Annotated in this window: 12 protein-coding genes and 1 tRNA gene; 11 read left to right on the top strand and 2 right to left on the bottom strand. The window is 74.8% G+C overall.

Annotation, left to right across the window (positions count from 1 at the left end):
* The first annotated feature begins 30 nt into the window (after positions 1 to 30).
* From ABT095_RS03555 to ABT095_RS03540, 4 genes are all read left to right on the top strand, one after another.
* Positions 31 to 909 (top strand): TatD family hydrolase, encoded by an 879-nt coding sequence (locus tag ABT095_RS03555; protein WP_350527580.1) that lies wholly within the window; start codon positions 31 to 33, stop codon positions 907 to 909.
* A 39-nt stretch (positions 910 to 948) separates the two neighbouring features.
* Positions 949 to 1,836: a 16S rRNA (adenine(1518)-N(6)/adenine(1519)-N(6))-dimethyltransferase RsmA gene (gene rsmA / locus ABT095_RS03550; protein WP_350527579.1), complete on the top strand. Its 888-nt coding sequence runs from the start codon at positions 949 to 951 to the stop codon at positions 1,834 to 1,836.
* The gene (locus ABT095_RS03545) at positions 1,833 to 2,753 is read left to right on the top strand and encodes a 4-(cytidine 5'-diphospho)-2-C-methyl-D-erythritol kinase (RefSeq protein ID WP_350527578.1); all 921 of its coding nucleotides are present in this window, start codon (positions 1,833 to 1,835) and stop codon (positions 2,751 to 2,753) included. Before rsmA ends, ABT095_RS03545 begins: the two co-directional genes overlap by 4 nt.
* 187 nt (positions 2,754 to 2,940) lie before the next feature.
* Complete coding sequence (locus ABT095_RS03540; RefSeq protein ID WP_350527577.1) at positions 2,941 to 4,734, top strand: ABC-F family ATP-binding cassette domain-containing protein; 1,794 nt, start codon at positions 2,941 to 2,943, stop codon at positions 4,732 to 4,734.
* Positions 4,735 to 4,743: 9 nt separating this feature from the next.
* Here the strand turns inward: ABT095_RS03540 and ABT095_RS03535 are convergent, their stop codons facing one another.
* Entirely contained in the window at positions 4,744 to 6,600 is a 1,857-nt protein-coding gene (locus ABT095_RS03535; RefSeq protein WP_350527576.1) for an FUSC family protein, read from the bottom strand.
* Positions 6,601 to 6,723: 123 nt separating this feature from the next.
* Here ABT095_RS03535 and ABT095_RS03530 point away from each other — a divergent pair, with 123 nt between their 5' ends.
* From ABT095_RS03530 to ABT095_RS03500, 7 genes are all read left to right on the top strand, one after another.
* Complete coding sequence (locus ABT095_RS03530) at positions 6,724 to 8,064, top strand: MFS transporter (protein WP_350527575.1); 1,341 nt, start codon at positions 6,724 to 6,726, stop codon at positions 8,062 to 8,064.
* 100 nt (positions 8,065 to 8,164) lie between these two features.
* Positions 8,165 to 8,240, top strand: a tRNA-Thr gene (locus ABT095_RS03525).
* A gap of 177 nt (positions 8,241 to 8,417) precedes the next feature.
* A complete protein-coding gene (locus tag ABT095_RS03520; protein ID WP_350527574.1) occupies positions 8,418 to 9,086 on the top strand; it encodes a response regulator transcription factor in 669 nt (222 codons plus the stop codon).
* 128 nt (positions 9,087 to 9,214) lie between these two features.
* Positions 9,215 to 10,351 (top strand): galactose-1-phosphate uridylyltransferase, encoded by a 1,137-nt coding sequence (galT, locus tag ABT095_RS03515; RefSeq protein WP_350527573.1) that lies wholly within the window; start codon positions 9,215 to 9,217, stop codon positions 10,349 to 10,351.
* A complete protein-coding gene (gene galE / locus ABT095_RS03510; protein WP_350527572.1) occupies positions 10,344 to 11,318 on the top strand; it encodes a UDP-glucose 4-epimerase GalE in 975 nt (324 codons plus the stop codon). Before galT ends, galE begins: the two co-directional genes overlap by 8 nt.
* Positions 11,311 to 12,453 (top strand): galactokinase, encoded by a 1,143-nt coding sequence (gene galK / locus ABT095_RS03505; protein ID WP_350527571.1) that lies wholly within the window; start codon positions 11,311 to 11,313, stop codon positions 12,451 to 12,453. Before galE ends, galK begins: the two co-directional genes overlap by 8 nt.
* Positions 12,454 to 12,652: 199 nt before the next feature.
* On the top strand, positions 12,653 to 13,456 hold the full coding sequence (locus tag ABT095_RS03500; RefSeq protein ID WP_350527570.1) for a LuxR C-terminal-related transcriptional regulator: 804 nt from the start codon (positions 12,653 to 12,655) through the stop codon (positions 13,454 to 13,456).
* A 205-nt stretch (positions 13,457 to 13,661) separates the two neighbouring features.
* Here ABT095_RS03500 and ABT095_RS03495 read toward each other — a convergent pair whose 3' ends face one another.
* Positions 13,662 to 14,342 (bottom strand): ArsR/SmtB family transcription factor, encoded by a 681-nt coding sequence (locus tag ABT095_RS03495; protein ID WP_350527569.1) that lies wholly within the window; start codon positions 14,340 to 14,342, stop codon positions 13,662 to 13,664.
* Between the last annotated feature and the right edge of the window lie 2 nt (positions 14,343 to 14,344).

The raw sequence follows: 14,344 nt of genomic DNA, 5'->3' as shown, positions 1-14,344 counted from the left end.
CGTCCGCCGGTCGGTCTAAGCTTGCGAACCATGGCCAGCAAGGACACCGACCGCACCACGCCGCCGCCGCTGCCCGCGCCCCTCGCGGTGCCGGTCGCGGACTCGCACACCCACCTCGACATGCAGTCCGGCACGCCCGCCGAGGGCCTGGCCAAGGCCGCCTCGGTGGGCGTCACCACGGTGGTCCAGGTCGGCTGCGACGTGCCCGGCTCGCGCTGGGCGGCCGAGCTGGCGGCCGAGTACGAATCGGTGCACGCCGCCGTGGCGCTGCACCCCAACGAGGCGCCGCGGATCTTCCTCGGCGACCCGGACGGCTGGTCCGGGCAGCGCCGGGAGCCGGGCGGGCAGGCCGCGCTGGACGCCGCACTGGCCGAGATCGACGCGCTGGCGGCCCTGCCGCAGGTCCGCGCCGTCGGCGAGACCGGGCTCGACTACTTCCGCACCGGGCCCGAGGGCGTGGAGATCCAGCAGGAGTCCTTCCGCCGCCACATCGAGATCGCCAAGCGGCACGGCAAAGCACTCGTGATCCACGACCGGGACGCCCATGAGGACGTCATCTCCGTCCTGCTCGCCGAGGGTGCCCCCGAGCGCGTGGTCTTCCACTGCTACTCCGGCGACGCCGCCATGGCCCGCACCTGCGCCGAGCACGGCTGGTACCTCTCCTTCGCCGGCCCGGTCACCTTCAAGGCCAACCAGCCCCTGCGCGACGCCCTCCTCGCCACCCCCCTCGACCGCGTCCTGGTCGAGACCGACGCCCCCTTCCTCACCCCCCACCCCTACCGCGGCCGCCCCAACGCCCCCTACCTCATCCCGGTCACCGTCCGCTCGATGGCCGACACCCTCGGCCTCCACGAGGACGACCTGGCCAAGGCCGTCGCCGCCAACACGGCCCGCGCCTTCGACTACTGACCGGGACGACGGGCGGCCCGCCGCCCGTATCCTTGGCGGGTGAGCAGCACCTCTGAGAGCCCCAGCACCTCCGACCACCTCCTCGGCGCCTCGGACATCCGGGAGCTGGCGGCCAAGCTCGGCGTGAAGCCGACCAAGCAGCGTGGGCAGAACTTCGTCATCGACGGCAACACCGTGCGGCGGATCGTCCGGGCGGGCGGGGTGACGGCCGAGGACGCGGTGGTCGAGGTCGGGCCGGGGCTCGGGTCGCTGACGCTGGCGCTGCTGGAGGTCGCCGAGCACGTGACGGCGGTGGAGATCGACCCGCTGCTGGCCGAGCACCTGCCCGCGACGATCGCGGCCCGGATGCCGGAGCAGGCCAAGAACTTCGACCTGGTCTTCAGTGACGCGATGGAGGTCACCGAGCTGCCGGGCCCGGCGCCGACCGCGCTGGTGGCCAACCTGCCGTACAACGTCGCCGTCCCGGTGCTGCTGCACATGCTCGCGACCTTCCCCAGCATCGAGCGCACGCTGGTGATGGTGCAGAGCGAGGTCGCCGACCGGCTCGCCGCCAAGCCGGGCAACAAGGTCTACGGCGTGCCCTCGGTGAAGGCCAACTGGTACGCGGACGTGAAGCGGGCCGGGGCCATCGGCCGCAACGTCTTCTGGCCCGCGCCGAACGTGGACTCCGGCCTGGTCTCGCTGGTGCGCCGCGAGCCGCCGCGGACCACCGCCACCCGTACCGAGGTCTTCGCCGTGGTGGACGCCGCCTTCGCCCAGCGCCGCAAGACGCTGCGCGCCGCCCTCGCGGGCTGGGCCGGCTCCCCGGCCGGGGCCGAGGAGGCGCTGGCCGCCGCCGGGATCGACCACAAGCTGCGCGGCGAGATGCTCACCGTCGAGCAGTTCGCCGCGATCGCCGAGCACAAGCCGAAGAGCCAGGCGCTGTGAGCGTCACCGTGCGGGTGCCCGCCAAGGTCAACGTCCAGCTGGGCGTCGGCGGGCTGCGGGCCGACGGTTTCCACGACCTGACCAACGTCTTCCTCGCCGTCGCGCTGGGCGACCAGGTGACGGCGAGCGCCGGCACCGAGGGCGTGACCCTCAGCTGCGAGGGGCTCGGCGCCGGTCTCGTCCCGCTGGACGGCAGCAACCTCGCCGCCAAGGCCGCCCGGCTGCTGGCCGCCCACCACGGCCTGCCCGAGCCCACCGTGCACCTGCACATCGCCAAGTCGATCCCGGTCGCGGGCGGCATGGCGGGCGGCAGCGCGGACGGCGCGGCGGCGCTGCTCGCCTGCGACGCGCTGTGGGGCCTGGGCACGCCGCGGTCGGTGCTGCTCGAGCTGGCCGCGGAGCTGGGCTCGGACGTGCCGTTCGCGCTGTTCGGCGGGGTCGCGCTCGGCCGCGGCCGCGGCGAGCTGCTCGAGGCGCTGCCGGTGGGCGGTACGTTCCACTGGGTGTTCGCGGTGGCCGACGGCGGGCTCTCCACGCCGGCGGTGTTCCGCGAGTGCGACCGGCTCCGCGAGGCCGCCGGGCTCGGCTCCTCGGACGCGGACGTCCCCACCCCCGCACTCTCCGCCGACCTGGTCGCGGCGCTCGCGGCCGGTGACGCCAAGGCCCTGGCCGCCGCGCTGACCAACGACCTCCAGCCCGCCGCGGTCTCCCTGCGACCGACGCTGGCCGAAACCCTGGACACCGGCCTCGCCGCCGGCGCCCTGGCCGCCCTGGTCTCCGGCTCCGGCCCCACCTGCGCCTTCCTCGCCCCCGACGCGGAAACGGCTGCCGCCTTGGCCGAGGCGCTGCGGGTCTCGGGCACCTGCCGCGACGCCCACGCGACCCACGGCCCGGTGCCGGGAGCAACGGTCATCTAGTTGCACCACCCGGGGCGCGGGGAACGTGCCACGTGCACCCGGCTGCCCGTGGACGGTGGCAGGCCCGGACCTTCCGGACTCGCGCAGTTCCCCGCGCCCCTGGTGGTGCAACTTCCCCGCCCGAGGAGATCTGACCGGCCGACTAGGCTTGGCCTTCTCACCGGTCGATCCCAGGAGCGCAGCAGCAGTGGCCGTCAACCTCGCCACCATCGAGTCCGTCACGAAGGTCTACGGCACTCGTGCCCTGCTGGACGGGGTCAGCCTCGGGGTCAGCGAGGGTGACCGGATCGGGGTGGTGGGGCGCAACGGTGACGGCAAGACCACGCTGATCCGGATGCTCGCCAAGCTCGAGGAGCCGGACACCGGCCGGATCACGCACTCGGGCGGCCTGCGGATGGCCGTCCTCACCCAGCACGACTCGCTGGACCCGAAGGCCACCATCCGCCACGAGGTGATCGCCGACCGCGAGGACCACCAGTGGCTCGGTGACGCCCGGATCCGCGACATCATCCAGGGCCTGTTCGGCGGTCTCGACCTGCCGGGCTTCGCCGACGGCCTGGACACCGTGATCGGCCCGCTCTCCGGTGGCGAGCGCCGCCGGATCGCCCTGGCCAAGCTGCTGCTCGGCGAGCCGGACCTGATCGTGCTCGACGAGCCCACCAACCACCTCGACGTCGAGGGCATCGCCTGGCTGGCCGAGCACCTGCGCAAGCGCCGCTCCGCGCTGGTCTGCGTCACCCACGACCGCTGGTTCCTGGACCAGGTCTGCACCCGGATGTGGGACGTGCAGCGCGGCGAGGTCCGCGAGTACGAGGGCGGCTACTCCGACTACGTCTTCGCCCGCGCCGAGCGCTCCCGGATCGAGGCGACCGAGGAGCAGAAGCGGCAGAACCTGGCCCGCAAGGAGCTGGCCTGGCTGCGCCGCGGCGCCCCGGCCCGTACCTCGAAGCCGCGCTACCGGATCGAGGCCGCCAATGCCCTGATCGCGGACGTGCCGGAGCCGCGCGACAAGAGCGAGCTGATGAAGTTCGCCAACGCCCGCCTGGGCCGCACCGTCTTCGAGCTGGAGAACGTCACCGTCAAGGCCGGCCCCAAGCTGCTGCTCGAGAACCTGACCTGGAACCTCGGCCCGGGCGACCGGATCGGCCTGCTCGGCGTCAACGGCGCGGGCAAGACCTCGCTGCTGCGCGCGATGCAGGCGGCGTACGCGACCGAGGGCGACGTGCAGCCCGCGTCCGGCGTGATCAAGGTCGGCAAGACCGTCCGGCTGGCGTACCTGTCCCAGGAGATCGCCGAGCTGGACCCGGCGACCCGGGTGCTGCAGGCCGTCGAGCAGGTCCGCGGCCGGGTCGACCTCGGCAAGGGCCGGGAGATGAGCGCCGGCCAGCTCTGCGAGCAGTTCGGCTTCGGCAAGGACAAGCAGTGGACGCCGGTCGGCGACCTCTCCGGCGGCGAGCGCCGCCGCCTGCAGCTGCTGCGCCTGCTGATGGACGAGCCGAACGTGCTCTTCCTCGACGAGCCCACCAACGACCTCGACATCGAGACCCTCAACCAGCTGGAGGACCTGCTCGACGGCTGGCCCGGCTCGATGATCGTGATCAGCCACGACCGGTTCTTCATCGAGCGGACCACGGACACCGTGCACGCGCTGCTCGGCGACCAGCGGCTGCGGATGCTGCCGAACGGCGTGGACGAGTACCTGGAGCGGCGGGCCCGGATGGCCGAGGCCGCCGCCCCGGCGGCTCCGGCCGCCGCGGCCAAGCCGGCCGGGGACACCCGGGCGGCGAAGAAGGAGATGCAGAAGCTGGAGCGGCAGATCGCCAAGCTGGACCAGCAGGAGTCCAAGCTGCACACCCAGCTCGCCGAGCACGCCGCCGACTTCTCCAAGATCTCGGAGCTGGACGCCCAGCTCCGCAAGGTCAAGGAGGAGAAGGAGGAGCTGGAGATGGCCTGGCTGGAGCTGGCCGAGCAGGCCGAGTAGCCGCCGGGCTCACCCCAGCAGGACGTCCAGTTCGTATCCCGCCCGGCCGAGCGCGCTCAGGCCCGGGTCGTGCGGGCTTTCCGGGCGGGTCACGAGGCCGGTCGGCGGTCGGTGGGCGCGGGCGGCCGCGGTGAGGCGGTCCAGCGAGTCGAGGACTCGGGCCGCCTCGGCGGGGTCGGGGCGCCGGCCGCCGTACCTGATCTGGGCGGCGTAGGCGGCGACGGCGCCGCTGAGGCGCTCCAGGGCGGCGGTGGCGGGCAGCCACTGCTCGGCCAGGCGGCCGGTGGGCGGGGGTTCGGCGAGGCCCTGGCGGACTTCGTTGCGGGCGTCGGCCAGGGCGCGGTAGGCGGTGCGGCGCAGCCAGACCTCGGCGGGCGGCGCGGGGCTGCTCTCCACCACCGAGGTCAGGTAGGCCCGCAGGGCGGTGGTGGCGGCGACCAGGAGCGGTTCGATCCGGTGCCGGGGCCGCTCCGGCCAGAGCAGGTAGCCGAAGACCAGCACGATCGCGCTGGCCAGCGCGGTGTCGAGCACCCGGGGCCAGAACTCCGCACGGCCAGGCTCACCCCCGAGCTGCACCAGGATCAGCGCCATCGGCGTCATCACGGCGGTGTTGAGCCCGTAGTGGGCGGCCGCCGAGTACGGCAGCAGCGCCACGCAGAGCGAGGCCGCCAGGGCGAGCGCCCAGCGGTCGGTGGTGAGGGCCAGCAGACCCGCCGTCAGGGCGATGCCGATCAGGGTGCCGGCCGAGCGGCTGACGGCCCGGAGGAAGACCGAGCCGAGGTCGGGCTTGAGCACGAAGGCGACCGTCATCGGCACCCAGTAGCTGCGGCTGAGCGGCAGCCCGGCGGTGACGGCCTCGGCCACCGCGATGCACAGCGCCACCCGCAGGCCGTACCTGACCGAGCCCGGGGAGAGCAGGCGCACCCGCAGCCGCCACGGGTCCGGCGGGGGAGCGGGCGCCGTGCCGAGCTGGACCGGGCGGCCGGCCACCGCGTCGGCCGCGGTGCGCAGGGCGGCGTCCAGGGCCTTGAGCGCGGGGGTGCCGGGCTGCCAGGACGGGAGGGCGGGCTGCGGGCCGCCGAGCAGGGCCCGGGCCAGCGCGGCGGGCAGCGCCGCGACCTCGGGCGGCACCGGCCGCCAGGCCCAGAGCAGGCCGCTGGTGGCCTCGGTGGCGGCGAGCAGCGCCTCGTACGGCCGGCGCAGGGCGCCGCTCGGCCGGGCGTCCTGCACGTGGTTGAGCCGGGCGGTGAGCAGCCGGCGGGCGGGGGCGCCCTCGGGCGTGCCGAGGGCGGCCAGCAGGCCGCCGAGCGCCTCGTACGCGGCGGCCAGCGCCCGGCGGTCGGCCGGCGCGGTGCGGGGGTGGTAGGGCAGCCCGAGCAGCAGCACCCAGGCGGCGCCGAGCAGCATCATCGGCCCCGCCGCCCACCAGGGGTGCGGCAGGGCCATGCCGCCGCCCAGGGCCGCGGAGACCAGCAGCAGCATCCCGGCGGCGGAGCCGCGCGGGCCGGTGGCGCTGACGGCACCGGAGAGGAAGGCACCGGCCGTCAGGGCGCAGGCGGTGAGCGGGGTGGGGGCGCCCGCGTGCTGGAGGGCGGTGCCGAGCAGCATGCCGAGGGCCGAGGCGAGCACGGCGGTGACGATCCGTCGGGCCCGCAGCCCGGCGGGCTCGACCCGGTCGTTGAGGGTCGCGTGCATCGCGCCGAGCCCGGCGAACACGCCGAGGCCGAGCCGTCCGGTGAGCAGTCCGAGCAGCAGCGGGGCGGCCATGCCGAGCGCGGCCCGCGCCATCAGCGCCCCCACCAGCTGCGGCCGCTCCGGTCGGGCGGCGTGCGCCCACCAGGCGCGGGGGCGGCCGGAGGCCGGCATGGTCGGGGTGCCTTCCGTCGGGGGAGGCGGCCAGTCTAGCGAGGGGCGGGCGCGGGGTGGTTCGCTCCCGGATCACCCGTGTGGTGGTGTCGGCGAGGCCCCTCGGCGACGCAGGGTGAGTGCATGACTACTGAGAGCCTGGCCCCTGAGGCGCCACCGGTCACCGAGGGGCCCGTGCTGCGCCGGGTGGCCGCGGCGGCCTTCCTCGGCACCGCGATCGAGTACTACGACTTCTTCATCTACGGCACGGCCGCCGCCCTGGTCTTCGGGCGGGTGTTCTTCCCGGGCCTGGGTGCGCCCGGGGCGCTGCTCGCGGCCTTCTCGGTCTACGCGGTGGCCTTCCTGGCCCGCCCGCTCGGGGCGGTGCTGTTCGGTCACTTCGGCGACCGGCTGGGGCGCAAGACCACGCTGGTGTGCTCGCTGCTGCTGATGGGGGTCGCCACGGTGGCGGTCGGGCTGCTGCCCGGGTTCGAGGACTGGGGGTGGTGGGCGCCGCTGGCGCTGGTGCTGCTGCGGGCCTGTCAGGGGGTGGGCCTGGGCGGCGAGTGGGGCGGTGCCGCGCTGCTGCTGGCCGAGCACGCCCCGCCCGGGCGGCGCGGGCGGTACGGTGCGTACCTTCAACTCGGGCCGTGCGTGGGCTTCGTGCTGGCCACCGGGGGCTTCCTGGCGCTCTCCGAGGGGCTGAGCGAGGCGGCCTTCCAGGGCTGGGGCTGGCGGGTGCCGTTCCTGGCCTCCTCGGTGCTGGTGCTGGTCGGCCTGTTCGTCCGGCTGCGGATCGAGGAGAGCCCGCTGTTCGAGGAGCGCTCCGCGCCGAGCCACCCGCCGGTGGTGGCGGTGCTGCGCGGGCACGGCCGGGCGGTGCTGCTCGGCGGCGGCGCGATCATGATCGGGTACGCGCTGTTCTACCTGACCACCACGTACTCGCTGGCCTACGCGACGGCTCAACTCGGGGTGGACCGGGGCCTGGTGCTCGGCCTGCTCCTGGTGGGCGCGGTCGGCAAGGGCCTGGCGGCCTGGTGGGTGGCCGGGCGCAGCGACCACTGGGGGCGGCGGCGCACCCTGCAGTACGCGGGCGCCCTCGCGGTGGCATGGTCGGCGGTCTTCTTCCCGCTGCTCGAGGCCGGCCGCACGGTGCTGGTGGCGGTGGCGCTGTGCGGCGGCATGGTGGTGCTCGGCTGCCTGTTCGGCCCGGTGGCGGCCTTCCTGCCCGAGCTGTTCCCGACCTCGGTGCGCTACACGGGCGCGGCGCTGGCGTACAACCTGGGCGGGGTGGTCGGCGGTGCGACGGCCCCGCTGGTGGCCACCCGCCTCACCGCCGCCTACGGCACGGCCGAGCCGGTCGGCTGGTACCTGGCCGGGGTCGGCCTGGTCTCGCTGCTCTGCCTGTTCGGTCTGCCCGAGATGGCCGGCGGTCTGCTGGGCCCGGCCGCCGGCCGGGAACTGCCCTCCACCTCGGGCGGCTGAGCGCCGGCCGGGGGCGGGCGCCGGATTTCACAACTGGGCCGATGACCATGTAATGTCTTCCTCGTTGAACCGGACCGGTCAGCAGGAAAAAGACCGGCCCGCCCCTATAGCTCAGTCGGTAGAGCGTCTCCATGGTAAGGAGAAGGTCTGCGGTTCGATTCCGCATGGGGGCTCCAGCAGGAGCACGAAGGTCCTCGCCATCGCGGCGGGGGCCTTTCGTCGTTTCCGGGATCATTCGGGCGAAGCTCGCGCACGCTCCCTGGCGCCCGGGGCCGGGATGCGCTGTGATGGTTCGTCAATGGCGGCTCCCGGCGCTGCGCGGGCGAGTGGCCCGGACGGGAGTGGAGGGCGCCTTGGGCGTTCGGCTCGTGGTGGTCGACGACCACCGGTTACTGGCTGAGGCCCTGGCGACGGCCTTGCAGCAGCGCGGCCACCGGGTGGTGGGGACAGGTGCCCCCGCCGGGGCGGTCTGCGAGGTGGTCGCGGGCCGGCGGCCGGAGGTGTGCCTGCTCGGGGTCGACGGGCCGGGGGAGCCGGAGGACTTCGAGCCGGTGCGGCGGCTGCGCCGGGAGCGGCCCGAGGTGGCCGTGGTGGTGCTCGGGCCCTGCGACGAGCCGGGCCGGGTGGCGGCCGCGTTCGCGGCGGGGGCCGCGGGGTACGTCCGCAGCGACGAGCGGATCGAGGTGGTGGAGCGGGCGATCGCCCGTGTCCGGGCCGGGGAGGCGGCCGTCTCGGTCGAGATGCTCCAGCTCGCCTTCGACCGCCTGCTGCGCCCGGTGGCCGAGCGGGACGGCGAGGCGCTGCGCCTGCTGCGGATGCTGACCCAGCGGGAGGTCCAGGTGCTGGTGCGGATCGCCGAGGGGGAGGACACCACGGCGATAGCGGAGGGGATGGGCATCGCGCCCAGCACGGCCCGTACCCATGTGCAGCGGGTCCTGATGAAGCTCGGCGCCCGCACCCGGCTGGAGGCCGCCGCGGTGGCGGCCCGCACCGGCCTGTTGGAGCGTGTGGAGCGCCGGTAGTCCTCGAACCGTCCGCCGGGCGCACGCTTGGGTACGTCCGGAACTCGACCCTGCCCATGACAGAGTGTTGACCTGTGGTGGTTTCTGTTTGATTATGTTCCCGCCGACAGACACGGAAGGCGGAGGGCGTGAAGAAGACCACGACCAAACTCGCGGACGGCCGCGAGTTGATCTACTACGACGCGGACGAGTCGGCGGTCCGCGACGCCGTCGACGCCCGTCCGCTGGAGGCCCCCGGCGCGCTGTCGGAGATCCGCCGCGACGCCGCCACCGGCGACTGGGTGACCATCGCCGCCCACCGCCAGGGCCGGATCTACCACCCCCCGGCCGACGAGTGCCCGCTCTGCCCCTCCCGCGAGGGCCGGCTCAGCGAGATCCCCGGCGCCGACTACGACGTGGTGGTCTTCGAGAACCGCTTCCCCTCGCTCTCCGCCGACACCGCCGCGCACCTCGTCGGCGGGGCCGACCAGGAGCAGAGCCCGGGCAGCGCCGAGGACGAGCCGCTGCACGAGAGCGAGCCGGGCGTCGGCCGCTGCGAGGTGGTCTGCTTCACCGCCGAGCACGCCGTCTCCTTCGCCGACCTGACCGAGGCCAAGGCCGCCCTGGTGCTCGAGGCCTGGACCGACCGCACCGCCTGCCTGGCCGCACTGCCGGGCGTGCAGCAGGTCTTCTGCTTCGAGAACCGCGGCGCCGAGATCGGGGTGACGCTGGCTCACCCGCACGGCCAGATCTACGCGTTCCCGTTCGCCACCCCGCGCACCCTGAAGATGATCGCGGCCGCCGACCTCCACCGCGAGCGCACCGGCCGCAACCTCTTCGAGGACCTGCTCGCCGCCCAGCTGGCCGAGCCCGAGCGGGTCGTCCTGGCGGGCGAGCACTGGACGGCCTTCGTCCCCTTCGCGGCCCGCTGGCCCTACGAGGTGCACCTCTACCCGAACCGCCGGGTGGCGGACCTGACCGAGCTGAGCCCCGCCGAGCGGGCCGAGTTCCCCGGCGTCTACCTGGAGCTGCTGCGCCGCTTCGACCGCCTCTTCGCGGAGCCGGGTCAGCCGGTCGGGCCGACCCCGTACATCGCCGCCTGGCACCAGGCACCGGCTCATCGAGGGGAAGAGCTGGCGCTGCATCTGGAGCTCTTCACCATCCGGCGTACGGTAGGCAAGCTCAAGTTCCTCGCCGGCGTCGAGTCCGGCATGGACGCGTTCGTCAACGATGTGTCGCCCGAGGCGGCGGCACACCGCCTGCGGGAGGTTGCATCACATGGGTAAGTACCTGGTCACCGGTGGCGCCGGCTACGTCGGAAGCGTGGTCGCCGCGCACCTGCTGGAGGCAGGCCACCAGGTCACCGTGCTCGACGACCTCTCCACCGGCTTCCAGCAGGCCGTGCCCGCCGGCGCCGAGTTCGTCCAGGGCCGGATCCAGGACGCCGCCGAGGTGCTCGACGGCTCGTACGAAGGCGTGCTGCACTTCGCCGCCTCCTCGCAGGTCGGCGAGTCCGTCGCCGACCCGGAGAAGTACTGGCGCAACAACGTGGCCGGCTCGCTCGAGCTGGTCTCCGCGATGCGCAAGGCCGGCGTGCGCAAGCTGGTCTTCTCCTCCACCGCCGCCGTCTACGGCGAGCCCGAGCTCTCGCCGATCGCCGAGACCGCCCGCACCGCGCCGACCAACTGCTACGGCGCCACCAAGCTGGCCGTGGACCACCTGATCACCAGCGAGGCGATCGCGCACGGCCTGGCCGCCGTCTCCCTGCGCTACTTCAACGTGGCCGGGGCGTACCGCAGCGCCGCCGGCACCGTCTTCGGCGAGCGCCACGAGCCCGAGTCGCACCTCATCCCGCTGGTCTTCCAGGCCGCCCTGGGCCAGCGCCCCCACATCTCCGTCTACGGCGACGACTACCCGACCCCGGACGGCACCTGCATCCGCGACTACATCCACGTCGCCGACCTCGCCGAGGCGCACCTGCTCGCGCTGGGCGCCGCGAAGGCGGGCGAGCACCTGATCTGCAACCTCGGCAACGGCAGCGGCTTCTCCGTCCGCGAGGTGATCGAGTCCGTCCGGCGCGTCACCGGCCGCGAGTTCGAGGTCGTCACCACCGAGCGCCGCCCCGGCGACCCGGCCACCCTGGTCGCCTCCGCCCAGCGCGCCCACGAGGCGCTGGGCTGGACCCCCAGCCGCCCCGAGCTCGACGACATCGTCGCCGACGCCTGGCAGTTCACCCTGGAGAACCGTGTCTGACCTCTCGGCGGCCTTCGAGGCCACCTACGGCGCCGCCCCGGCAGGGGTCTGGGCGGCGCCCGGCCGCGTCAACCTGATCGGCGAGCACACCGACTACAACGGCGGGTTCGTGCTCCCCATGGCCATCCCGTACGCCGCCCGGGCGGCCGTCCGCCCGCGCACGGACGGTGTGCTGCGGTTCTTCAGCGAGCAGGGCGACGGCGAGGTCACCTCGGTGGCGGTCGACTCGCTCGCGCCCGGCAGCGTCCCCGGCTGGGCGCAGTACCCCGCCGGGGTCGTCTGGGCGCTGCGCGAGGCGGGGCACGACGTGGGCGGCGCCGACGTCTACCTGAGCAGCGACGTGCCCGGCGGGGCCGGGCTCTCCTCCTCGGCGGCCCTGGAGTGCGTGATCGCGATCGCCTACCGCGACCTGCACGGGCTCGGCCTCGACGCCACCGAGCTGGCGCTGCTCGCCCAGCGGGCCGAGAACGCCTTCGTGGGCGTGCCCTGCGGGATGATGGACCAGATGGCCTCCACCTCCTGCGAGGAGGGCGCCGCACTCTTCCTGGACACCCGGGACATGAGCAGCCGTCAGGTCCCGCTGGAACTGGTCGGCCAGGGCCTGCGGCTGCTGGTGATCGACACCCGGGTCAAGCACGACCTCGGCGACGGCGCGTACGCGGAGCTGCGCGCCGGGTGCGAACGGGCCGCCGCGCTGCTCGGCCTCGCGGCCCTGCGCGAGCTGTCCCTGGACGGACTGCCGGGGGCGTTGGACCAGCTGCCCGCCGAGCTGCGGCCGCTGGTGCACCACGTGGTCACCGAGAACCGCCGGGTCGAGCGGGCCGTCGAACACCTGACGGCCGGTGAGCTGGCCGAGCTCGGACCGATCCTGACGGCCGGGCACGCCTCGCTGCGCGACGACTACCGGGTCTCCTGCCCCGAGACCGACCTCGCGGTGTCCGCGGCCGTCGAGGCCGGGGCACTGGGTGCCCGGATGACCGGCGGTGGTTTCGGCGGATCCGTCCTGGCGCTGGTCCGCGCCGAGGCGCTGGAGCAGGTCGCCGCCGCCGTGACCACCGCCTTCACGGCGGCCGGCTACGCCGAGCCGCGCACCTTCGCGGCCACCCCGGCCGCGGGCGCGCACCGGATCTCCTGAGGCCGCCGGTGGCGGATTCCGTCCGGGTGCGGGGAGGTTGAGGGTCCCCCCTGTGCCCGGGCGGCGGCTCGCACGGCCGCCGCTCCGCCACCGGTCGGCCTCAGGTCGACTGTTTCGCCAACTCTCCCTCTGGGCAGTCGCCGAGACCGTACTCTGAGTGCGACATCGGTGACGCCGCTCCTGACCAGGGGGAAGCACTGTGGCCCGGATACGCGTCCTGGTGGTGGACGGCCACCGCATCTTTGCCGAGGCACTCGCCGCGGCGCTCGCCGCCGAGCCCGACGTCGAGGTCGGCGCGGCGGGGTCCGCCGCCGCCGCCGAGCGCGCGCTGGAGCGCGCGCAGGCGGAGAGCCGCCCCTTCCAGGTCGTGCTGGTCGACGCCGACCTCGCCCCGGTCGCCGCGGCCCCGGGCGGCCCCGTACGGCGGCCCTCCACCGTGCCGCCGCAGCGTCGGCCCGACGTGCCCGCCCCTGCCCCCGGTGCCGGTGCCGGTGCCGGTGCCGGTGCCGCCCGCCCGGCCGGGCCGGTGGACGGGATCGCGCTGGTCGCCCGGATCTGCCGTGCCTACCCGGAGCTGCGGGCCGTGGTCCTCGCTGCCGAGGACGACGCCCGCCGGGCCGTCCGGGCCCTGCAGGCCGGCGCCAGCGGCTGGGTCGCCAAGGACAGTTCGCTGAACCAGCTGCTGACCGTCGTCCGGGGCGTCCTCGGCGAGGAGACCCACCTGCCGCCCGCCCTGCTCACCGGCGTCGTCCGCGAACTCACGGCGGCCCGCCGCGACCGCACCGAGAGCGAACGCCTGGTCGAGACACTCACCCCCCGTGAGGAGGAGGTGCTGCGCTGCATGGTCGCCGGCCTCGGCCGCCAGGCCGTCGCCGAGCGCCTCTACCTCTCCCCGCACACCGTCCGGACCCACATGCAGAACGTGCTGGGCAAGCTCGGCGTCCACTCCACCCTCGCCGCCGTCGCGGTGGCCCGCCGGGCGGGGGTCAGCCCGCAGCCCTGAGCCGGCCCCGGGGCAGGCGGTGTGACGCACGCCACGGGAACCCGCCGGGGCGGCGTACCAGTGCTGGACGGCCTGGTGGCCCGGCTCGGACCAGGACAGGGGCGGCGTCATCGACACGGTCACCCTCACCCTGGCCGACGGCACCACCCACACCGTCCCGGGGGCCTCCCTGTACGCCAGGTGAGCCGCCGCGCCCGGACCGGCCCTAGCCGGCCCGGACACCGAGGAGGTCGTGGAACGCCTGCTGTCCGGCCGGAGTCACCCGCAGGGCCCGTCCGGTGCCGATGCGTTCGACCCAGCTGCGGTCGAAGGCCGCGCGGCAGAGGGCGGCGCCGAGGGCTCCACCGAGGTGGTTGCGGCGCTCGGTCCAGTCGAGGCAGTTGCGGACGACCGGGCGGGAGCCGCGGGCGGGGAGGTCGATCCGCTGCTCGGCCAGCCAGCCGCGGCCGCTCTCGGTGACGGTCAGTCCGTCCTCCTCGCTCAGCAGGCCCCGGCACAGCAGGGCCTCGGTGACGGCCACCCCGAGCTGCCCCGCCAGGTGGTCGTAGCAGGTGCGCGCGCGGGCCTCCGCGCCGCGCCTGGTCGCCTCCCGCAGGCCGCCCGGCCGGGCCGGAGCGGTGCCGCCCTCGGCGAAGGAGGCCAGGTCCTCGACCAGGGTGGCCACCGCGGGCCCGGCGATCCGGACGTACCGGTGCCGCCCCTGCCGCTCCTCGGCCAGCAGGCCGCCCTCGATCAGCCTGGTCAGCTGCTCGCTGGCCGTGGACGGCGCCACCCCCACGTACCGGGCCAGCTCCCCGGCCGTCCAGGACCGGCCGTCGATCAGGGCGAGGCAGATGGCGGCCCGGGTGGGCTCGGCGAGCAGACCGGCGAGTTGGGCGAGCGACATGC

The sequence above is a fragment of the Kitasatospora sp. NPDC002227 genome (assembly GCF_040296285.1).
GTDB lineage: Bacteria > Actinomycetota > Actinomycetes > Streptomycetales > Streptomycetaceae > Kitasatospora.
Note: the sequence above shows the minus strand (reverse complement) of the source record. Positions and strands in the feature narration are given on the sequence as shown.

Bases quoted from the DNA above. Each gene is read 5' to 3' on its own strand.
- ABT095_RS03555 (WP_350527580.1), top strand. From the start codon at position 31: ATGGCCAGCAAGGACACCGACCGCACCACGCCGCCGCCGCTGCCCGCG.
- ABT095_RS03535 (WP_350527576.1), bottom strand. From the start codon at position 6,600: ATGCCGGCCTCCGGCCGCCCCCGCGCCTGGTGGGCGCACGCCGCCCGA.
- ABT095_RS03530 (WP_350527575.1), top strand. From the start codon at position 6,724: ATGACTACTGAGAGCCTGGCCCCTGAGGCGCCACCGGTCACCGAGGGG.
- galE (WP_350527572.1), top strand. From the start codon at position 10,344: ATGGGTAAGTACCTGGTCACCGGTGGCGCCGGCTACGTCGGAAGCGTG.
- ABT095_RS03495 (WP_350527569.1), bottom strand. From the start codon at position 14,342: ATGTCGCTCGCCCAACTCGCCGGTCTGCTCGCCGAGCCCACCCGGGCC.